Raw genomic sequence first — 21,454 nt, forward strand, 5'->3', positions numbered from 1 at the left:
AAGTTGAACGATGAAATTCAACTTAGAGGGTCACAGCAGCGCACCTGGTTTTTCTCATTATAGCCGTTGCGGCATAGGGTACTTTGTTCCATTTTTGCAACTGAGGAATAGGCCGTGATTGTGTTATACTGTTTTTATCAAATCGATAGTTTTTCAGGAGGATGGACTAAATCTGTGAACACATATAAGCTTTCACCCTACCATCTGCTCAAGGTCAGGGAAACGACGCTTGACTTTCGGAAAAAAACTGTGATTATGGGGATTTTGAATGTGACTCCGGACTCCTTTTCCGATGGTGGACGCTTCAACCATTTAGACCTTGCTGTTCAGCATGCACGGCAGATGGAAAGCGATGGTGCCGACATCATAGATATCGGCGGAGAATCGACACGTCCGGGACATCTTCCCGTTGATTTGGATGAAGAAATAGCCCGCGTTGTGCCGATGATTCAGGCGGTGCGTAAGCAGACGAGCCTTCCGATATCCATTGACACTTATAAAGCGGAAACGGCTCGACATGCGTTGGATGCGGGTGCAGATATAATTAATGATATTTGGGGAGCTAAAGCAGACCCGGAAATGGCAAAAGTTGCTGCTGAATATCAGGTGCCGATTGTTCTCATGCATAATCGGGACAACAATCACTACAATCGGATTATCGAAGACATGAAGCGGGATCTTCAAGAGAGCATTGACCGCGTGCTGGATGCCGGTGTTGTCCCGGAGAACATCATTCTTGATCCGGGTATCGGCTTTGCAAAAGATGATCGACAGAATCTCTATGTAATGAATCATCTTGATGCACTTCATGAACTGGGCTATCCTATTCTGCTTGGCACCTCACGCAAGGGGTTTATTGGAAGAGCCCTAGATTTGCCGGTGGATCAGCGTGTGGAAGGTACGGGAGCGACGGTTTGTCTGGGCATAGCGAAAGGTTGTCAAATGATGCGTGTTCATGATGTACGTGAAATGGCGCGTATGGCAAAAATGATGGACGCGATGCTGCAGGAGGATCATCTTGACTGACGCGATACGTTTAAATCGAATGCAATTTTATGGCTATCATGGTGCACTTGAGGAAGAGCGGCGTATTGGTCAGCGTTTTGATGTTGATGTTTCGCTGATCTTGGATCTCTATCGTGCCGGAAGCACCGACCGGCTTGACCAGACGGTGAACTATGCAGAGGTTTATACCAGAGTGAAGGAGATCGTTGAAGGGCCGGCATGTGCATTAATTGAACATGTGGCAGAAAAGATCGCTGAAACGGTCTTGCAAAATTATTCTGTGGTCCGCGAATGTCGCGTGCATGTAGTAAAACCCAATCCGCCGATTGCCGGGAATTATGACTCGGTATCGGTATTTATTGAACGCCGGCGCACAACCGCTTATTTGGGCCTCGGGTCGAATATGGGCGACCGGGCAGGGTTTTTGAAACGTGCACTTGAGGGACTGCAGGCAGAACAAGGCGTGCAAATTGTTCGCTGCTCCTCAATCTATGAAACCGATCCTTATGGGCCGGTTGAGCAGGCAGACTTTTTAAACATGACTGCGCAGATTGAAACGCTGCTTCCAGCTCTTGCACTTTTGAAGAAGTTGCAAACGATCGAAGCAGATTTGAACCGAACAAGGGAAGTGCATTGGGGACCAAGAACGATTGATCTTGACCTGCTTCTTTTTGGTCAAGAGATGACCTATTCCGAAGTATTGTCACTGCCCCATCCCGACATTGCACGCCGCGCCTTTGTCCTCAAACCGCTTGCTGAGATTGCGCCCCATCTGGTGATCCCAAGAGAGAATCATTCGGTGCTTACGCTGTGGCAAAATCTCAATGAAGAAGAGGGAGTGCGATTATGGAAACAGAACAATGGGGACGGAGAGTTCGGGCTTTTCGAAAGCTAAAGGGCTATACGCAAGCCACTTTTGCAAAAGAATTGGGTGTCTCTTTGACCCTTTTAGGTGAAATTGAAAGAGAAAGCCGTAATCCGGATGCAGACCTTCTGGTTAAAATTTGTGATAAACTAGGCGTATCTCTTCAGGAGATGAAGGAGCTCTAGAAAAGAAAGGATGATTCGGTTGTTAAAGATTGGTCCGATTGAGATGAAAAATCAAGTCATCCTTGCGCCAATGGCCGGCGTATGCAATACAGCATTTCGCCTGATTGCTAAGCGTTTCGGCGCCGGACTCGTATGCGCAGAAATGGTCGCCGACCGCGGCATTATTCATCACAATCAACGGACCTTGGATATGCTGTATGTTGATGAACGGGAAAGACCACTGAGCTTGCAAATTTTCGGTGGTTCACGAGAAACGCTCGTTCAGGCAGCGAAATATGTGGATAAAAATACAAATGCAGATATCATTGACATAAATATGGGTTGCCCGGTACCGAAAGTCACGAAGTGTGATGCCGGATCACGATGGCTGCTTGATCCTGATAAAATTTATGAGATGGTTGCTGCCGTCGTCGATGCGGTTGATAAACCCGTTACGGTAAAAATGCGCAAAGGCTGGGATGATGACCATATTTATGCGGTACGCAACGCACAGGCGGTTGAGCGTGCCGGCGGACAGGCGGTTGCGGTACATGGACGTACACGCGTACAGATGTACGAAGGCGTTGCAGACTGGGATATTATCCGCCAAGTCAAGGAATCCGTCGGTATCCCGGTGATTGGAAACGGGGATGTCCGTACCCCGGTGGATGCGAAACGAATGCTTGATGAAACCGGTGTGGACGGCGTTATGATCGGACGCGGCGCACTTGGGAATCCGTGGATGCTGTACCGGACGGTTAAATACCTTGAGAGTGGTGTACTGCCGCCGGAACCGACAGCCAAAGAGAAAGTCGATGTTTGCCGGATTCATTTCGATCAGCTGAGCAAATTGAAGGGCGAGCATATTGCATCGATGGAAATGCGCAAGCATGCCGCCTGGTACATGAAGGGCCTAAGCGGCGGCAATGAAGTGCGTAAGCGAATCAATCAGTGTGAAACGGGAGAAGAGCTTCGACAGGTGTTGATTGACTTTCGTGAAACCCTTCAACCTGAAGCGGCACCCACGGTCTGAGGTTGACAGTGTTTTTTTTATTCTCTATAATTCGGTTAGATATAGAACTGCCGGTAGCTTAACTGGCAGTTTTCTTTATGATGTAGATGTGTCGGTAACTGAGAAGCGCTCGATCCTGCATCGGCGCGTTTTAGCGCCCGCAGGATACGACTGGAGGTAGAACAATTAATGAGTCAAGGAGTAGATCTGACCGATCAGCTTCAAGCCCGTCGCGAGAAGCTGAAGGTTTTATTTGAACAAGGAATTGATCCATTCGGTGGTCACTATGACCGCACCCATGATACAGGAGACATTCGTTCACGTTACGCAAATCATACAACCGAAGAGTTAGAAGCGAATCCGGTTGCTGTTGTTATGGCCGGCCGTTTAATGGCGAAAAGACGCAAGGGAAAAGCGGGATTTGCCGATATTCAAGACTTCAGCGGCCGTATCCAGCTGTATATTCGCAAGGATGCAGTCGGAGAGGAACAGTACGAGATTTTCAAACATATTGATATCGGTGATTTTGTCGGCGTTGAGGGAATAGTATTTAAAACCCATGTTGGCGAGCTTTCGATAAAGGTCAACAAGTTTGAGATTCTCTCCAAAGCGATGCGACCACTCCCGGACAAGTTCCACGGGCTTAAAGATGTAGAGCAGCGCTATCGTCAGCGTTACTTGGATCTGATCGTGAACCCTGAAGTTCGAGAAACATTTATCCTAAGAAGTAAAATTATTAAAGCGATGCGCGACGAATTGGATGGACAAGGCTATCTGGAAGTTGAAACGCCGACGATGCATTCCATTCCGGGCGGTGCGGCGGCGCGTCCGTTTATTACACACCATAATGCCTTGGATATGGACCTGTATATGCGCATCGCGATCGAGTTACATCTTAAGCGTCTGATCATCGGCGGCTTTGAGAAGGTTTACGAAATTGGCCGTGTGTATCGCAACGAAGGTGTATCAACGAAGCACAATCCTGAGTTTACGATGATGGAACTCTATACCGCCTATCAAGATTTGCGTGATGTAATGGAACTCACCGAAAAGCTCATTTCTTCCGTCGCGCAGAAGGTACTCGGAACAACCGAAATTACTTATGGCGATGCGAAGGTTGATTTGAAGCCGCACTGGCGCCGCGTGCATATGGTTGACGCGATTAAGGAACAAACCGGTGTTGACCTGTGGCCGCAGATGAGTGATGAGGACGCGCGAAAATTGGCTGCCGAAAACGGTGTATCTGTAAAAGAAGATATGACTTATGGGCATGTAGTTAATGAATTCTTTGAGCAAAAGGTCGAAGAAACGCTCATCCAGCCAACCTTTATTTATGGACACCCGGTTGTGATTTCTCCGCTTGCGAAGAAAGACCCAAAAGATCCGCGTTTCAGTGATCGTTTCGAATTGTTCATCGTCGGCCGCGAGCACGGCAATGCGTTTAGCGAATTGAATGATCCGATCGATCAGCGCCAACGCTTTGAAGATCAGATGCGTGAACGTGAAGCGGGCAACGACGAAGCGCAAGTGATCGATGAAGACTTCCTGGAAGCAATGGAATATGGCATGCCGCCTACTGGGGGACTTGGAATCGGAATCGACCGTTTGATTATGCTTCTTACCAATTCAGCGTCGATTCGCGATGTGCTGCTGTTCCCGCAAATGAGAAAAAAAGATTAATGAATTTTGATTTATAAATCGTCCGCTCTTGAGCAAGAGTGGACGATTTTCTGTATAAGGACATCTCAAAAATCTATGATGTTGAGATGTCCTCTGGTGGTTGCCGCGCCGCATAACAAGGACCTTTTGGAACGGTCTCTATTATTGTATGCCAATGTCGCTTAAACCGCACTCGCGGGTGTTTACAGCGCTTGTCGTCAGCCTTTGTTTGCGTAGGGTCTGCTCTTTTGCTTTTTTCCATCTATGGGGGTTACCTAAACATGCTTAGAGCCGGCATTAAGCGTAGATGCCGCATAGATCTGAATGAAGTGAGGCTAAAAGGGTGTTCGAGACATTTTGTAAAAAACAGCAATGGATGTAAAAAAGTTCTTGTTTTCCGTTGACAAAGACATTATATGCTGGTAATATATTTTCATGTTGCTGAACAAGAGCTGTCAATTAATATTGACAACTTAAGCGAGCATATGTATAATTGAAGAGATCGTTTTGAGGCTGACAAGCCTTTGAAAGAAAAAAGTAATTAAGGGTTGACATGATTGCTTATTCTTGATAAGATGTTCAAGTCGCTTCAAGAGCGATGGAGAATGTTCCTTGAAAACTAAACAAAAGCCAAGCGTGAATAAAGGGTTTTTAAACCCCATAATCAATTCAATTTGCTATGGATCATAGCTTCCACAGGATGTGGTGACTTCTGCGTTGTGCACAGGACGTGCACGCCCTTAGCAGAAGTTCCTTTCCTTGGGAGTACGACAAGAAGTACAATGGTAAGTAAACAATAAACTTTTTGGAGAGTTTGATCCTGGCTCAGGACGAACGCTGGCGGCGTGCCTAATACATGCAAGTCGAGCGCACAGAAGGGAGCTTGCTCCTGGACGTGAGCGGCGGATGGGTGAGTAACACGTGGGCAACCTGCCTGTAAGACGGGGATAACTTCGGGAAACCGGAGCTAATACCGGATAATCCCTCGCACCGCATGGTGCGAGGTTGAAAGATGGTTTCGGCCATCACTTACAGATGGGCCCGCGGTGCATTAGTTAGTTGGCGGGGTAACGGCCCACCAAGACTGCGATGCATAGCCGACCTGAGAGGGTGATCGGCCACATTGGGACTGAGACACGGCCCAAACTCCTACGGGAGGCAGCAGTAGGGAATCTTCCACAATGGACGAAAGTCTGATGGAGCAACGCCGCGTGAGCGAAGAAGGTTTTCGGATCGTAAAGCTCTGTTGCCGGAGAAGAACGAGTGCCAGAGGAAATGCTGGTGCTGTGACGGTATCCGGCCAGAAAGCCACGGCTAACTACGTGCCAGCAGCCGCGGTAATACGTAGGTGGCAAGCGTTGTCCGGAATTATTGGGCGTAAAGCGCGCGCAGGCGGCTTCTTAAGTCTGATGTGAAATCTTGCGGCTCAACCGCAAAAGGTCATTGGAAACTGGGGAGCTTGAGTGCAGAAGAGGAGAGTAGAATTCCACGTGTAGCGGTGAAATGCGTAGAGATGTGGAGGAATACCAGTGGCGAAGGCGGCTCTCTGGTCTGTTACTGACGCTGAGGTGCGAAAGCATGGGGAGCAAACAGGATTAGATACCCTGGTAGTCCATGCCGTAAACGATGAATGCTAGGTGTTAGGGGGGTCCAACCCCTTAGTGCTGAAGTTAACACATTAAGCATTCCGCCTGGGGAGTACGACCGCAAGGTTGAAACTCAAAGGAATTGACGGGGGCCCGCACAAGCAGTGGAGCATGTGGTTTAATTCGAAGCAACGCGAAGAACCTTACCAGGTCTTGACATCCTCTGACAAGTCTAGAGATAGGCCGTTCCCCTTCGGGGGACAGAGTGACAGGTGGTGCATGGTTGTCGTCAGCTCGTGTCGTGAGATGTTGGGTTAAGTCCCGCAACGAGCGCAACCCTTGATCTTAGTTGCCAGCATTAAGTTGGGCACTCTAAGGTGACTGCCGGTGACAAACCGGAGGAAGGTGGGGATGACGTCAAATCATCATGCCCCTTATGATCTGGGCTACACACGTGCTACAATGGGCGGTACAAAGGGCAGCGAAACCGCAAGGTCAAGCGAATCCCATAAAGCCGCCCCCAGTTCGGATTGCAGGCTGCAACTCGCCTGCATGAAGCCGGAATTGCTAGTAATCGCGGATCAGCATGCCGCGGTGAATCCGTTCCCGGGCCTTGTACACACCGCCCGTCACACCACGAGAGTTTGTAACACCCGAAGTCGGTGTGGGAACCTTTATGGACCCAGCCGCCGAAGGTGGGACAAATGATTGGGGTGAAGTCGTAACAAGGTAGCCGTATCGGAAGGTGCGGCTGGATCACCTCCTTTCTAAGGAAACGATCAATAGCGAACGCTTGGTCTTTTGTTTGGTTTTGAAGGAAGCATTCCTTCACCGGCGAGCCGAAAGGCAGCCATGAACCTTGAAAACTGGATAACGAAAACAAGCAACAAAGTCAAGAAACATCCAACGTGATGAATCGATTATTCGTGATTGGTTCATCACAAGTGTGACGAATGAAAAGCAAGAAGATCGAGGAGGTATCGTGCCCGAGAATCGGACACAAGCCGACAAAGAGATTCACCGCTCATCATTCCGTCAAGTGGTTAAGTTATAAAGAGCGCACGGTGGATGCCTTGGCACTGGGAGCCGATGAAGGACGGAACGAACGCCGATACGCTTCGGGGAGCTGTAAGTAAGCTTTGATCCGAAGATTTCCGAATGGGGGAACCCGCTATCCTGAACGGATAGCATGCTCTGCTGAATCCATAGGCAGAGTAAGGCAGACCCGGGGAACTGAAACATCTCAGTACCCGGAGGAAGAGAAAGCAAATGCGATTTCCTGAGTAGTGGCGAGCGAAAGGGAAACAGCCCAAACCAAAGGGCTTGCCCTTTGGGGTTGTAGGACACTCCGCATGGAGTTACAAATGTACGTTTCAGGCGAACGACCTGGAAGGGTCGGCCAGAGAAGGCAAACGCCCTGTAGCCGACGGAACGTACACTCCGGAGTGGATCCTGAGTACGGCGGGACACGAGAAACCCCGTCGGAATCCGGGAGGACCGTCTCCCAAGGCTAAATACTCCCCAGTGACCGATAGTGAACCAGTACCGTGAGGGAAAGGTGAAAAGCACCCCGGAAGGGGAGTGAAAGAGATCCTGAAACCGTGTGCTTACAAGTAGTTGGAGCCCCCTTCGGGGGTGACAGCGTACCTTTTGTAGAATGGACCGGCGAGTGACGATTCTAAGCAAGGTTAAGCTGAAGAGGCGGAGCCGCAGCGAAAGCGAGTCTGAATAGGGCGAATGAGTTTAGGGTTGTCGACCCGAAACCGTGTGATCTACCCATGTCCAGGGTGAAGTTCAGGTAACACTGAATGGAGGCCCGAACCCACGCATGTTGAAAAATGCGGGGATGAGGTGTGGGTAGGGGTGAAATGCCAATCGAACACGGAGATAGCTGGTTCTCCCCGAAATAGCTTTAGGGCTAGCCTCGGATGAGTGAGACTTGGAGGTAGAGCACTGATTGAATAAGGGGTCCCCACAGGATTACCGAGTTCAGTCAAACTCCGAATGCCAAGCCCTTACGTCCGGGAGTCAGACGGCGAGTGATAAGATCCGTCGTCGAAAGGGAAACAGCCCAGACCGCCGACTAAGGTCCCTAAGTTTGTGCTAAGTGGGAAAGGATGTGACGTTGCCCAGACAACCAGGATGTTGGCTCAGAAGCAGCCACCATTTAAAGAGTGCGTAATAGCTCACTGGTCGAGTGGCGTCGCGCCGAAAATGTAACGGGGCTAAGCACAGCACCGAAGTCGCGGATGACCGTCAGGTCATGGTAGGGGAGCGTTCCAAGGGCATTGAAGATGTGCCGTGAGGCATGTTGGAGCGTTTGGAAGTGAGAATGCCGGTATGAGTAACGAAAAGAGAAGTGAGAATCTTCTCCGTCGAAAGCCTAAGGGTTCCTGAGGAAGGTTCGTCCGCTCAGGGTTAGTCGGGGCCTAAGCCGAGGCCGAAAGGCGTAGGCGATGGACAACAGGTTGATATTCCTGTACCAGCGTTTCACGTTTGAGTGATGGGGGGACGCAGGAAGGTAAGGCGAGCGCACGGATGGAAGCGTGCGTTCAAGCCGTGAGGCTTGCAGCGAGGCAAATCCCGCTGCTTGTGGCCAAGCGGTGATGAGGAGGGAACTTAAGTACCGAAGCGCCTGATCCTACACTGCCAAGAAAAGCCTCTAGCGAGTGAAACGGTGCCCGTACCCAAACCGACACAGGTGGGCAAGAAGAGAATTCTAAGACGCTCGGGAGAACTCTCGTTAAGGAACTCGGCAAAATCACCCCGTAACTTAGGGAGAAGGGGTGCTCGAAGGACCTTCGGGTCCGGAGAGCCGCAGTGAAAAGATCCAAGCGACTGTTTACCAAAAACACAGGTTTCTGCTAAACCGTAAGGTGATGTATAGGGGCTGACACCTGCCCGGTGCTGGAAGGTTAAAAGGAGAGGTTATCCCTTCGGGGAGAAGCTTTGAATTGAAGCCCCAGTAAACGGCGGCCGTAACTATAACGGTCCTAAGGTAGCGAAATTCCTTGTCGGGTAAGTTCCGACCCGCACGAAAGGTGTAACGATTTGGATACTGTCTCAACGAGAGACCCGGTGAAATTATAGTACCTGTGAAGATGCAGGTTACCCGCGACAGGACGGAAAGACCCCATGGAGCTTTACTGCAGCTTGATATTGGATGTGGGTATCGTTTGTACAGGATAGGCAGGAGCCTTGGAAGCCGGACCGCTAGGTTCGGTGGAGGCATCGGTGGGATACTGCCCTGACGATATCGACATTCTAACCCTGAACCGTGATCCGGTTCGGAGACAGTGTCAGGCGGGCAGTTTGACTGGGGCGGTCGCCTCCTAAAAGGTAACGGAGGCGCCCAAAGGTTCCCTCAGAATGGTTGGAAATCATTCGCAGAGTGTAAAGGCACAAGGGAGCTTGACTGCGAGACCTACAAGTCGAGCAGGGACGAAAGTCGGGCTTAGTGATCCGGTGGCACCGCATGGAAGGGCCATCGCTCAACGGATAAAAGCTACCCTGGGGATAACAGGCTTATCTCCCCCAAGAGTTCACATCGACGGGGAGGTTTGGCACCTCGATGTCGGCTCATCGCATCCTGGGGCTGAAGTAGGTCCCAAGGGTTGGGCTGTTCGCCCATTAAAGCGGTACGCGAGCTGGGTTCAGAACGTCGTGAGACAGTTCGGTCCCTATCCGTCGCGGGCGTAGGAAATTTGAGAAGAGCTGTCCTTAGTACGAGAGGACCGGGATGGACACACCGCTGGTGTACCAGTTGTTCCGCCAGGAGCATACGCTGGGTAGCTATGTGTGGACGGGATAAGTGCTGAAAGCATCTAAGCATGAAGCCCCCTTCAAGATGAGATTTCCCATGATTTTAATCAGTAAGACCCCTTAGAGATGATGAGGTTGATAGGTCTGGAGTGGAAGCACGGTGACGTGTGAAGCGGACAGATACTAATCGGTCGAGGACTTAACCCAAAACAAACAATTGGATGAATGACTTTGAAGTTTTCGTTACCGGTTTTGAAGGCTCGTGAGAGCCGGTTTAAGTCTGGCGGTTATAGCGAAGAGGTCACACCCGTTCCCATCCCGAACACGGTCGTTAAGCTCTTCTGTGCCGATGGTAATTGGGGGCTGTCCCCCTGTGAGAGTAGGTCACTGCCAGGCATTGCGGAGGATTAGCTCAGCTGGGAGAGCATCTGCCTTACAAGCAGAGGGTCATAGGTTCGAGCCCTATATCCTCCATTTTTATGCCGGTCTAGCTCAATTGGTAGAGCAACTGAATCGTAATCAGTAGGTTGGGGGTTCAAGTCCTCTGACCGGCACTGTGAATGAGCCACTAGCTCAGGGGTAGAGCATCTGACTTTTAATCAGAGGGTCGAAGGTTCAAATCCTTCGTGGCTCACCATCTGTTTATTATTATGCGGAAGTAGTTCAGTGATAGAACATCACCTTGCCATGGTGGGGGTCGCGGGTTTGAATCCCGTCTTCCGCTCCATTTTATCTATGCCGGGATGGCGAAATTGGCAGACGCACAGGACTTAAAATCCTGCGGTAGGTGACTACCGTGCCGGTTCGAGTCCGGCTCTCGGCACCATTTCAGTTATTTGCGCCCTTAGCTCAATTGGATAGAGCGTCTGACTACGGATCAGAAGGTTAGGGATTCGACTTCTCTAGGGCGCATTGATTTATCGGGAAGTGGCTCAGCTTGGTAGAGCACCACGTTCGGGACGTGGGGGTCGCAGGTTCAAATCCTGTCTTCCCGATTTTTTGCAAAAATAATGGACAGGTTATTCTCATTATTTTTGTAGGTCGGTAACGACTCAATTTATTGTGTATTTCATAAATGGGGCCTTAGCTCAGCTGGGAGAGCGCCTGCTTTGCACGCAGGAGGTCAGGGGTTCGATCCCCCTAGGCTCCACTTAAATTAATTGTTAGCCAATCGGCTGATTGAAACAGCTGAAGCAGCGTTCCTGTTTTTTACTGAGGAACGCTGCTTTTTTACAGATAAAAAGAAAGTTTATGATTTTGCTTTATCGATCTGCTTGTACCTGTAAATGGGTTTTTACGATGAGAAAATAAGCATCTGATGAGTGGTTGAGTATTTTTCAAAACTGTGGTGTTTAGACGTAATAAATCGCTTGTTCAGTTGATTATTTCCTGAAAATCATACATAATAAAGTTATAGTCAAAGTTAGTCAAAGTCAGGGAGGGTGCTACGGTGAGAAATATCTCTGATATTATTGAGAAGTATATTAAAGAAATTCTCGATTCGAATGATATCATCAAGTTGAAGCGAAGTGAATTGGCGGAAAAGTTTCAATGTGTCCCTTCACAGATCAACTATGTTTTGAAGACGCGTTTTTCCATTGAGCGCGGTTATGTTGTCGAAAGCAAGCGCGGCGGCGGTGGCTATATTCAAGTCGTCAAGGTGCGCCCGGTTACCGACGCAGAACTGATTGATGAAATGATTGGCCTCATCGGCTATCGGTTAACACAAAGTATGGCGGAATCGATTGTCATGCATCTGCTTGAGGAAGATGTGCTCAGCGACCGCGAAGCACGATTGATGATGACGGTTATGAATCATACAGCGATTAACATAGATATCCCTCTAAGGGATGAGCTGCGAGCGAATCTTATGAAGGCAATGCTTCGCTCACTCACATACAGCAGATGAGCTTCTGTCTCAGCGTTGCAGAATACTTGGAGGCCTCATCTTGGTAAATACCTTTTTGTTTGGCTATAATAATATACTAAATTAGGAATGAGCAGCAGACCCGCACAGTGAGCTGTCCATTGCTCAGCGTTGGCATCTTTTTTCAGTGCAAAGAGGATTTGGTAGTCCTGCTGCCGAATAGTATTAGATACCGGCGTCTTGTGAGTGTTCATTAGCTGTTTCATTCCGAAAAAACAGGTGGAGAAAGATCAAAATGACCTTTTAATGAATAGTGTACAGGTAAAGGTTTTTTGAAACCGTATTGATTGACTAAGGCCAGTGACAAGAAACAGCAACTAAAGGAGGCCACCGTTATGATGTTTGGACGATTTACAGAACGCGCTCAAAAAGTACTCGCGCTTTCACAGGAAGAGGCGATGCGTCTTGGGCATAATAATATTGGAACAGAACATATTCTGCTCGGCCTCGTACGTGAGGGCGACGGTATCGCTGCCAAAGCGCTGCTTGCTTTGAATCTGGATCCTGAAAAAATCCAGAAGGAAGTCGAAGCATTAATCGGCAGAGGCACGGATGAGGTACAGACCCCGCACTACACACCGCGTGCAAAGCGCGTTATTGAACTTTCGATGGATGAGGCAAGAAAAATCGGGCATTCATACGTGGGAACGGAGCATATTCTGCTCGGGCTGATCCGCGAGGGCGAGGGAGTTGCTGCCCGAGTCTTGAATAATCTTGGGGTCAGTTTAAATAAAGCACGCCAACAAGTTCTGCAGCTTCTCGGCAGCCATGAAGCGAACTCAGGCAGTGCCCAGGGACGAAATGCCTCGCATGCGAGCACGCCGACGCTGGACAGTTTGGCACGTGACTTGACCGCAATGGCCAGTGACGGCTCTCTTGATCCGGTTATCGGACGAAGCAAAGAAATTGAGCGTGTGATTGAAGTCCTCAGCCGCCGTACGAAGAACAACCCTGTTCTGATTGGTGAACCTGGTGTTGGTAAAACAGCAGTAGCTGAAGGGCTGGCACAAGAAATTGTAAACAATGAAGTCCCGGAAATCCTAAGGGAAAAAAGGGTCATGACTTTAGATATGGGAACAGTTGTCGCCGGAACAAAATATCGCGGCGAGTTTGAAGACCGCTTAAAAAAGGTAATGGACGAAATTCGTCAAGCCGGCAATGTCATTCTGTTTATTGATGAACTGCATACGCTGATCGGCGCAGGCGGTGCGGAAGGAGCGATCGATGCTTCGAACATTTTGAAACCGTCACTCTCTCGCGGCGAGCTGCAGTGCATCGGTGCCACGACACTTGATGAATACCGAAAGTACATCGAAAAAGACGCGGCTTTGGAAAGACGTTTCCAGCCGATCAAGGTCAAGGAACCGACAAAGGACCAATCCATTCAGATTTTGAAAGGGCTGCGCGATCGCTATGAAGCACATCACCGCGTAAAGATTACAGATGAAGCGATCAAAGAGGCGGTTCGCTTGTCCGACCGCTACATCTCGGATCGTTTCTTGCCGGATAAAGCGATTGATTTGATTGATGAGGCAGCATCAAAAGTTCGGTTGCGTTCCTACACGGCTCCGCCGAACCTAAAGGAACTGGAACAGCATCTTGAGTCGGTTAAAAAAGAAAAAGACTCCGCGGTGCAAAGCCAGGAATTTGAAAAAGCAGCCTCACTTCGCGATCAGGAACAGAAGCTGAAAGAACAGGTTGATCGCTGCAAAAAAGAATGGAAAGAAAAGCAGGGCAAAGAAAATACGCAAGTCCTTCCTGACGACGTAGCACTTGTTGTGTCGAACTGGACCGGTGTTCCGGTTGTCAAAATGGAGCAAAAAGAGAGCGAACGGCTGCTGAACATGGAATCCATTCTACATGAGCGCGTCATCGGACAAAATGAAGCGATCAATGCGATTTCTCATGCGATTCGCCGGGCGAGGGCTGGATTGAAAGATCCGAAACGGCCGATCGGCTCCTTTATTTTCCTCGGACCAACCGGTGTCGGCAAGACGGAGCTTGCGCGTGCGGTTGCTGAAACGCTGTTTGGTGACGAGGAGTCGATCATACGTATCGATATGTCCGAGTACATGGAGAAGCATACAACATCACGGCTCGTTGGATCGCCGCCAGGTTATGTTGGTCATGATGAAGGCGGACAACTTACAGAAAAGGTACGTCAAAAGCCTTATTCGGTGATCTTGTTTGACGAAATCGAAAAAGCACATCCGGATGTATTCAATATTTTGCTTCAAGTGCTTGATGACGGACGTTTAACGGATTCAAAGGGCCGGACAGTCGATTTTCGCAACACGGCAATTATTATGACCTCAAATGTTGGCGCAAGCCAATTAAAAAAGAATAAGTATGTGGGCTTCTCAGTGGATGAAGAAGGTCATGAGTACAAAGAAATGAAAGAACGGGTTATGGGCGAACTGAAACGTGCGTTCCGTCCGGAATTCTTGAACCGAATTGATGAAATTATTGTCTTCCATGAACTGAAGAAGGAAGAACTGATGGAGATTGTCACTTTACTTGCCGATCAGTTGAGAAATCGACTGTCAAATCAAGGCATACAAATTGATCTGACGGATGCGGCAAAACGACAGATTGTTGAAGAGGGCTACGATCCTGAATACGGGGCGCGCCCGCTGCGCCGGGCATTGCAGCGCAAGGTCGAAGACAAATTGTCTGAAGAGTTGTTGAAGGGCAATATTAAGAAAGGGACGAACGTTGTCATCGATTATCAAGATGGAGAATACTCGGTGAATCAGAAAAAGGAAGAAGCCGTACTGAAATCCTGAGTGTCCGCCAAAACAACGTTTCGTTATGATGTTAAAGAAGCCAAAGTTTTGATAAAGCCTTGGCTTCTTTGCTTATTTTGAGAAGTTTTTTCAGTTTCAGAACAGAGAAAGGTAAGTGATCCGATGGCAAAAAACAAAACCGTTTTTATTTGCCAAGAGTGTGGCTACGAGAGTCCAAAATGGATGGGCCGATGTCCCGGCTGTCAGCAATGGAACACATTGGTTGAGGAAATCATCAGACCGGCTGCGCCTGGGTTGAGGCAAGGCAGCGGAACGGTAAGCATGCCTTTCCGATTGACTGAGGTCGTTCTGGAAGAAGAACCTCGCATTAAGACGGGGATGACTGAACTGAATCGTGTCCTCGGCGGAGGCGTTGTTCCTGCTTCGCTGACGCTCGTCGGCGGTGATCCTGGGATCGGGAAGTCGACCCTGCTGCTGCAAACCTCCGACCAACTGGCACGTGGCGGGCACCGCGTCCTTTATATTTCCGGTGAGGAATCCGTTCGACAGACAAAAATGCGGGCAACACGACTCGGAGTCTCTTCTGAAGCACTTTATGTACTTGCTGAAACCGATATCGGTCAGATTGAGCGTCAAATCGAACAGGTAAATCCGGAAATTATGATCATTGATTCGATTCAGACGATCTATAATTCGCAACTTTCGTCCGCACCAGGAAGTATTTCCCAAGTCAAGGAGTGCACCGCATATCTGCTTAGACTCGCCAAGCAGCAAGGCATCGCTGTTTTCATTGTCGGGCATGTGACCAAGAATGGCGCTTTGGCAGGACCAAGGACACTTGAGCACATGGTGGACACTGTATTATATTTTGAAGGAGAACGCCATCACACCTTTCGTATTCTTAGGGCGGTTAAAAACCGCTTTGGTTCAACGAATGAAATGGGAGTATTCGAAATGAAGGAAGGTGGGCTTGTTGAGGTCGCCAATCCTTCGGAAATCTTTCTGCAAGAACGAGCAAAAGGGGCGGCGGGCTCGGCAGTCACAGCCTCAATGGAGGGAACACGTCCTCTTTTGGTTGAAGTCCAAGCACTAGTCACACCGACAAGCTTCGGCAATCCACGCCGTATGGCGGCAGGTCTCGACAATCACCGCATTGCCCTGCTAATGGCCGTGCTGGAGAAACGGGTGGGTTTGCTGCTGCAAAATCAAGACGCATACATCAATGTGGCCGGCGGCGTGAAACTTGACGAACCGGCAGTGGATCTTGCTGTTGCTATAAGTATTGCTTCCAGTTTTAACAACCGTCCGACGAAAGTAACCGATGCATTTGTCGGCGAAGTCGGTTTGACCGGCGAGGTACGGCGCGTCTCGCGTATTGACCAACGGATCAACGAAGCGTCTAAGCTTGGTTTCTCGCGTATTTTTGTCCCGTCTAAGAATCTTGGCGGTTGGTCCATACCGGATGGCGTTTCCGTGATCGGTGTCGACTCTCTTGCTCAGGCGATTAAATTAGCCTTGGGGACCGAACGCGAAGCCGCTCCAGAGCCTGATTTTTTTCCATCTGATTTTTAAACATCTGTGCGATGAAAAGAAGAAGCAAGAGGTGCGGCATGAAAAAAAGTGAACATCTTGAAAAACAGCAAGTTTTGATTTTTGTAATTTGTCTATAATGTGTTGGGGAGGTGAATGGAAATGATAAAACGGGTAATTCAACTATTCTTTGTATTAATTGGCGGTACACTTGGCTTTGTCTATCTACCGAAAATCATTTTTCTATTAAATTTAGGAAGCGGCACGCCGAGATGGATCAGCTCGCCTTTTGCCGGTATGGTGGTTGGCGGGGTGATCATGGCATTTTTATCCTTTTTGTTTGTGGACTCATTGGTACATCTGATTAAAGCCTTTGAAGATCGGATCATCAAGGCACCGGTGACCGATGTTTTATTCGGTACATTGGGACTTGGATTAGGCTTAGTGATTGCATTCTTAATTCAGTTGCCGCTGTCGAGTCTGCCTGGAGGGATCGGTACGATACTGGGAATCTTTATCTATATTTTTCTCGGTTACTTTTTCTTTCAAGTTGGCTTTAAAAAGCGTGACGAGCTGATCAGCCTTTTCCGGCTGCCGTCCAAAACAAAAGATAAGAAGAAAGATTTGCGTGCAGAAAATACGCAAGCTACCGACTACATTCCTTACAAAATTTTTGATACCAGTGTCATTATTGATGGGCGGATTGCCGATATCTGCCAAACGCGTTTCCTTGAAGGGACAATGGTTATCCCGCATTTTGTTCTGGAGGAGTTGCAGCACATTGCTGATTCATCGGATGTGTTGAAACGAAACCGCGGCCGACGCGGCCTGGACATTCTGAATAAAATTCAAAAAGATCATTCAATTCACGTTGATCTTTATGAAGGCGATTATGACGACATTACCGAAGTGGACAGCAAGCTTGTTCGTTTGGCTAAAGAAATCGACGGGATTGTGGTGACAAATGATTTTAATCTGAACAAAGTTTGTGAATTTCAGAAAGTGCCGGTACTTAACATCAATGATCTGGCAAATGCAGTGAAACCGGTTGTTCTTCCAGGTGAGGAACTGCGCGTGCAAGTAATCAAGGATGGAAAAGAGCAGAATCAAGGGGTTGGCTACCTTGACGATGGGACAATGATTGTGGTAGAAGAAGGACATAGGTATATAGGCAAGACGATTGACGTCATCATTACCAGTGTTTTGCAAACATCTGCTGGCCGAATGATCTTTGCCAAGCCTAAATTGCTTGAGAAGGCACTCTGAGGTAGTGGATTGCCTTCAATTCGGAGGCCGTATCAGATTGGACTATCAAGTGGTTGTTCTCGCCGCAGGTCAAGGAAGGCGAATGGGTGCCGGCACAAATAAAGTGCTGCTCGATTTAGCAGGGACACCGGTAATTGTGCGGACGCTGCGTGTTTTTGAGACGGATCCTATGTGTTCCGGTATTGTTCTCGTTACACGCGCTGATGAAGCGGATCAATTCCGCACATTAGTCCAGCACTATCATTTGGCAAAAGTAAGAGCTTTTGCAGAAGGTGGAAAAGAACGTCAGGAAAGTGTTTATTCAGGGCTTGAGCGACTGCCTCAAGACCCGAAGATGATTGTTCTGATTCATGACGGTGCACGTCCGTTCATCACGCATGCGTGCATTGCCAAAGCGGTTGAATCAGCCCAGGAATATGGTGCTGCGTTGCTTGCAGTTCCTGTCAAGGATACGATAAAGCAGGCGGCTCAATTAAAAGTTGAGAAAACATTAGAAAGAAAAAGCTTGTGGGCGGCACAAACCCCGCAGGCTTTTCGATTATCCGTGATCCGAGAAGCACATCAACAGAGTGCTGCCGTACATTTTATGGGCACGGATGACGCGTCATTAGTTGAACGGCTCGGGATGCCGGTTGCTGTGGTTGAAGGAAGTTATCGCAATATCAAGCTGACAACCCCGGAAGACCTGCTGATCGCGCAGCTGTTCATGGAGAGAGAGGAGAAATAACCGATGAGAATTGGTCATGGTTTTGATGTTCACCAATTCGCAGAGAATCGCGATTTGATTATCGGCGGTGTCACGATCCCCTACGAACGGGGACTCGTCGGTCATTCGGATGCCGATGTTCTGCTTCATGCGATCAGCGATGCGCTGCTCGGTTCCGTTGCAGAAGGCGATATAGGCAAGCATTTTCCGGATACTGATGAAGCTTATAAAGATGCAGACTCCAAGCAGCTGCTCGCTGAAGTCGCCGGTATCGTGCGCGCCAAGGGTTTTGTGATCAGCAACGTTGACAGCGTGGTCATTGTCCAGAAACCGAAGCTGGCCCCTTATATTGGCGAGATGTGCCAAGTGATTGCACGCGTTTTGAACCTTTCGGAGGATCAGATTAACGTCAAAGCGACGACAACAGAGAAGCTGGGCTTCACCGGCAGAGGCGAAGGAATCGCGGCAGAAGCCATTTGTCTTGTTGAAAAAATGACACCTGAAGAAGAATCCATTATTACGCGATAGAATTTGCACAGTTTCTTTTGCTTTTTCATGCATTTGATGGACAACCATTGCGTAGAACGTGCTAAAATAAAAATGAATAACAGAAAGTGGTGAATGCGTTGACAGAAGAAGTCAGGGTACGCTATGCGCCGAGTCCGACAGGCTTTCTGCATATCGGAAATGCGCGTACCGCAATTTTTAATTATCTTTTTGCACGCCATGCCGGCGGCAAATTTATTATTCGTATTGAAGACACCGACCAAAAACGTAACGTTGAGGGCGGGGAAGAAAGTCAGCTTAACTATTTGAAGTGGCTTGGCCTTGAATGGGATGAAAGTGTCGATGTCGGCGGAGCATACGGACCTTACCGCCAAATGGAACGTCTCGATATCTATAAAAAGTATTACGAACAGCTTCTCGAAAAAGGACTTGCTTACAAGTGCTACTGCACGCCTGAGGAATTGAAGGCGGAACGCGAAGAACAGATGGCAAGCGGGCATACACCGGGCTATTCAGGAAAATGCCGTCATCTGACTCCGGAACAAATCGCACAGTACGAAGCTGAAGGCAGGAAGCCGACGATCCGTTTTCGTATTCCTGACGATCAGAAAATTGAGTTTGACGACATTGTCAAAGGTCATCTAGCTTTTGACTCAAATGACGTTACCGATTTTGTGATCGTCAAGCAAAATGGTGTGCCGACCTATAACTTTGCGGTCGTTATTGACGATCACTTGATGAAGATGACGCATGTTCTTCGCGGTGAAGAACACATCTCTAATACACCGAAACAGATACTCTTGTTCCAGGCCTTTGGCTGGGAACCACCGGTTTTCGGTCATATGACCTTGATCGTCAACGAAAATCATAAGAAATTGAGCAAACGCGATAACAGCATCGTTCAGTTTATCGAACAGTATAAGAATCTTGGCTTCCTTCCGGAGGCATTGTTCAACTTCATCACTTTGCTCGGCTGGTCGCCAAAGGGCGAAGAAGAACTATTCTCGCGTGATGAATTTATCAAACTGTTTGATGCCGACCGGTTAAGCAAATCGCCGGCAATGTTCGACAAGTCAAAACTTGAATGGATGAATGGGCAGTATATTAAGAAGATGTCCAAAGAAGACTATGTTGCAATGACACTGCCGTACCTTATTGATGCAGGCTTAGTTCCTGCCAATATGACGGATGAGCAGCGCGAATGGGCGACAAAAGTTGTCCTTCTATATCAAGAACAGCTGCACTATGGTGCAAACATTGTCAACTTGTGCGACATGTTCTTTAATCATGATCTTGTTAAAACGGATCTGACCAAGGACGAGCAGAAGATTCTTGAAGGCGAGCAAGTGAAAGATGTCCTGACGGTCTTTGACCGCGAGCTGCGTAACCTGCCGGAATGGACAGCCGAAGCGATTGCACCGAAGATCAAAGTGACACAAAAGGAAACGAAGCAGCGCGGCTGGAAACTGTATATGCCAATTCGCGTGATTGCAACCGGGTCGCAGCATGGTCCGGAACTTCCTGAAGCGCTTGAGCTGCTCGGAAAAGAACTTGTACTCAAACGTCTGGAAACCTATCTTTCATCAGAACAGACCGTTTGAGCTGTTCAGGCAGAAAGCCGATCCCTGAAGGAGACGTTTTTCCGCAACACGCATAATGTGTTAGTAAACGAACGATGACGAGGTTAAGTAGAGATCTGTGCACCCGGACAGAGAACGCGGCCATAGGCTGGAAGCCGCTCGGGAAGCAGATGATCGAATTGCCCCTCTGAGTGGATCGCTGAAACAGAAAGCAGTAGGCGAAGACGGCAGCCGCCGTTATCGGCATAGAGTGGAGATTATCTCAAACAAAGTGGAACCGCGCCAAAGAGGCGTCTTTGTGTCGACCGGCACAAAGACGCTTTTTTAACACTGGTAAGAAAGTATAGAAAATAAAAGATTTAAGGAAACGAGTAAGTGCAACTAAGCCTTTGCCTTCGCCAGAGGCTTGGCAAAGCCAAGTTTTCTAATACATGAACGGTTCTGAAAGTATGGAAAGCAGCAAGGAGGCGGACATCTGTGCGCAGCATTATTGCAGAAGATCTGCACAATGTTTTTGACCAAGATCCGGCGGCCAGAAGCAAATGGGAAGTCATTTTAACCTACTCAGGTCTGCACGCGATCTGGACGCACCGCATCGCGCATTGGCTATGGAAGAAGAAACGTTTTTTTCTCGCCCGCGCTTTGTCGCAAGTTTCACGTTTTTTTACAGGCATTGAAATTCATCCCGGTGCGGTGATCGGCAGACGCTTTTTTATGGATCACGGCATGGGCATCGTGATTGGTGAAACGTGCGAGATCGGCGACGATGTGACGCTTTTTCAAGGGGTCACACTCGGGGGAACGGGTAAAGAAAAAGGTAAGCGCCACCCTACGATTGGAAACGATGTTTTAATATCGGCAGGCGCGAAGGTGCTCGGCTCAATCACAATCGGCGATCATTCGAAGATTGGGGCCGGATCGGTTGTTCTGCATAATGTACCGCAGGATTCAACGGTTGTTGGCATCCCAGGACGTGTCGTCCGGCAAAACGGCGTCAAGGTTCATCACCATGATTTAAACCACACAGATCTCCCGGATCCGGTTGCGGATAAAATGCAGCGGCTTGAGCGGCAAATAGAAGCTTTGCAAAACGAAGTTCAGAAATTAAGTGCACTGCAAAAAGAAAAGGAGTGAATGA

13 protein-coding genes, 8 tRNA genes, 3 rRNA genes and 1 other annotated feature are annotated in these 21,454 nt (G+C 48.7%); all 24 genes read left to right on the plus strand.

Annotation, left to right across the window (positions count from 1 at the left end; genetic code table 11):
• Positions 1 to 174 precede the first annotated feature (174 nt).
• The 24 genes from folP to epsC all read left to right on the plus strand — a co-directional run bounded on the left by folP (position 175) and on the right by epsC (position 21,450).
• Complete coding sequence (gene folP / locus K7399_RS13705; RefSeq protein WP_028977197.1) at positions 175 to 1,026, plus strand: dihydropteroate synthase; 852 nt, start codon at positions 175 to 177, stop codon at positions 1,024 to 1,026.
• Positions 1,019 to 1,900, plus strand: coding sequence for a 2-amino-4-hydroxy-6-hydroxymethyldihydropteridine diphosphokinase (gene folK / locus K7399_RS13710; protein WP_028977196.1), 882 nt, complete (start codon positions 1,019 to 1,021; stop codon positions 1,898 to 1,900). The genes folP and folK overlap by 8 nt, the downstream gene beginning before the upstream one ends.
• Positions 1,852 to 2,055, plus strand: coding sequence for a helix-turn-helix domain-containing protein (locus tag K7399_RS13715; RefSeq protein WP_081787981.1), 204 nt, complete (start codon positions 1,852 to 1,854; stop codon positions 2,053 to 2,055). Before folK ends, K7399_RS13715 begins: the two co-directional genes overlap by 49 nt.
• Positions 2,056 to 2,074: 19 nt before the next feature.
• Positions 2,075 to 3,067: a tRNA dihydrouridine synthase DusB gene (gene dusB / locus K7399_RS13720; protein ID WP_028977195.1), complete on the plus strand. Its 993-nt coding sequence runs from the start codon at positions 2,075 to 2,077 to the stop codon at positions 3,065 to 3,067.
• 168 nt (positions 3,068 to 3,235) lie between these two features.
• Complete coding sequence (gene lysS / locus K7399_RS13725) at positions 3,236 to 4,726, plus strand: lysine--tRNA ligase (RefSeq protein ID WP_028977194.1); 1,491 nt, start codon at positions 3,236 to 3,238, stop codon at positions 4,724 to 4,726.
• A gap of 781 nt (positions 4,727 to 5,507) precedes the next feature.
• Positions 5,508 to 7,058: ribosomal RNA gene (locus K7399_RS13730) — 16S ribosomal RNA — on the plus strand.
• Between the two features lie 274 nt (positions 7,059 to 7,332).
• A 23S ribosomal RNA gene (locus K7399_RS13735) occupies positions 7,333 to 10,260 on the plus strand.
• 72 nt (positions 10,261 to 10,332) lie between these two features.
• Positions 10,333 to 10,449: ribosomal RNA gene (gene rrf / locus K7399_RS13740) — 5S ribosomal RNA — on the plus strand.
• Together the 16S, 23S and 5S rRNA genes with 8 tRNA genes alongside form the textbook arrangement of a ribosomal RNA operon.
• 5 nt (positions 10,450 to 10,454) lie before the next feature.
• Positions 10,455 to 10,527 (plus strand) — tRNA-Val (locus tag K7399_RS13745).
• A 7-nt stretch (positions 10,528 to 10,534) separates the two neighbouring features.
• A tRNA-Thr gene (locus K7399_RS13750) sits at positions 10,535 to 10,607 on the plus strand.
• Between the two features lie 8 nt (positions 10,608 to 10,615).
• A tRNA-Lys gene (locus tag K7399_RS13755) sits at positions 10,616 to 10,690 on the plus strand.
• A 15-nt stretch (positions 10,691 to 10,705) separates the two neighbouring features.
• Positions 10,706 to 10,780, plus strand: a tRNA-Gly gene (locus K7399_RS13760).
• 10 nt (positions 10,781 to 10,790) lie between these two features.
• Positions 10,791 to 10,879 (plus strand) — tRNA-Leu (locus tag K7399_RS13765).
• A gap of 12 nt (positions 10,880 to 10,891) precedes the next feature.
• Positions 10,892 to 10,965 (plus strand) — tRNA-Arg (locus K7399_RS13770).
• Positions 10,966 to 10,974: 9 nt separating this feature from the next.
• Positions 10,975 to 11,048, plus strand: a tRNA-Pro gene (locus K7399_RS13775).
• An 82-nt stretch (positions 11,049 to 11,130) separates the two neighbouring features.
• Positions 11,131 to 11,203, plus strand: a tRNA-Ala gene (locus K7399_RS13780).
• Between the two features lie 300 nt (positions 11,204 to 11,503).
• Positions 11,504 to 11,962: a CtsR family transcriptional regulator gene (locus tag K7399_RS13785; RefSeq protein WP_028977311.1), complete on the plus strand. Its 459-nt coding sequence runs from the start codon at positions 11,504 to 11,506 to the stop codon at positions 11,960 to 11,962.
• 353 nt (positions 11,963 to 12,315) lie between these two features.
• On the plus strand, positions 12,316 to 14,766 hold the full coding sequence (clpC, locus tag K7399_RS13790) for an ATP-dependent protease ATP-binding subunit ClpC (RefSeq protein ID WP_028977312.1): 2,451 nt from the start codon (positions 12,316 to 12,318) through the stop codon (positions 14,764 to 14,766).
• A 123-nt stretch (positions 14,767 to 14,889) separates the two neighbouring features.
• A complete protein-coding gene (radA, locus tag K7399_RS13795; RefSeq protein ID WP_028977313.1) occupies positions 14,890 to 16,299 on the plus strand; it encodes a DNA repair protein RadA in 1,410 nt (469 codons plus the stop codon).
• Positions 16,300 to 16,419: 120 nt separating this feature from the next.
• The gene (locus tag K7399_RS13800; RefSeq protein ID WP_028977314.1) at positions 16,420 to 17,523 is read left to right on the plus strand and encodes a PIN/TRAM domain-containing protein; all 1,104 of its coding nucleotides are present in this window, start codon (positions 16,420 to 16,422) and stop codon (positions 17,521 to 17,523) included.
• A gap of 37 nt (positions 17,524 to 17,560) precedes the next feature.
• Positions 17,561 to 18,250 carry a 2-C-methyl-D-erythritol 4-phosphate cytidylyltransferase gene (gene ispD / locus K7399_RS13805; RefSeq protein WP_028977315.1) on the plus strand — a complete coding sequence of 230 codons (690 nt, stop codon included), beginning with the start codon at positions 17,561 to 17,563 and terminating at the stop codon, positions 18,248 to 18,250.
• A 3-nt stretch (positions 18,251 to 18,253) separates the two neighbouring features.
• A complete protein-coding gene (ispF, locus tag K7399_RS13810; RefSeq protein ID WP_028977316.1) occupies positions 18,254 to 18,757 on the plus strand; it encodes a 2-C-methyl-D-erythritol 2,4-cyclodiphosphate synthase in 504 nt (167 codons plus the stop codon).
• Between the two features lie 98 nt (positions 18,758 to 18,855).
• Positions 18,856 to 20,337, plus strand: a complete 1,482-nt coding sequence (gene gltX / locus K7399_RS13815; protein WP_028977317.1) for a glutamate--tRNA ligase — start codon at positions 18,856 to 18,858, stop codon at positions 20,335 to 20,337.
• Positions 20,338 to 20,402: 65 nt separating this feature from the next.
• Positions 20,403 to 20,617 (plus strand) — a binding site (T-box leader).
• 176 nt (positions 20,618 to 20,793) lie between these two features.
• Positions 20,794 to 21,450, plus strand: a complete 657-nt coding sequence (gene epsC, locus K7399_RS13820; RefSeq protein WP_010024051.1) for a serine O-acetyltransferase EpsC — start codon at positions 20,794 to 20,796, stop codon at positions 21,448 to 21,450.
• The last annotated feature ends 4 nt before the right edge of the window (positions 21,451 to 21,454 follow it).

It is taken from the genome of Sporolactobacillus terrae (assembly GCF_019930545.1).
Lineage (GTDB): Bacteria > Bacillota > Bacilli > Bacillales > Sporolactobacillaceae > Sporolactobacillus > Sporolactobacillus terrae.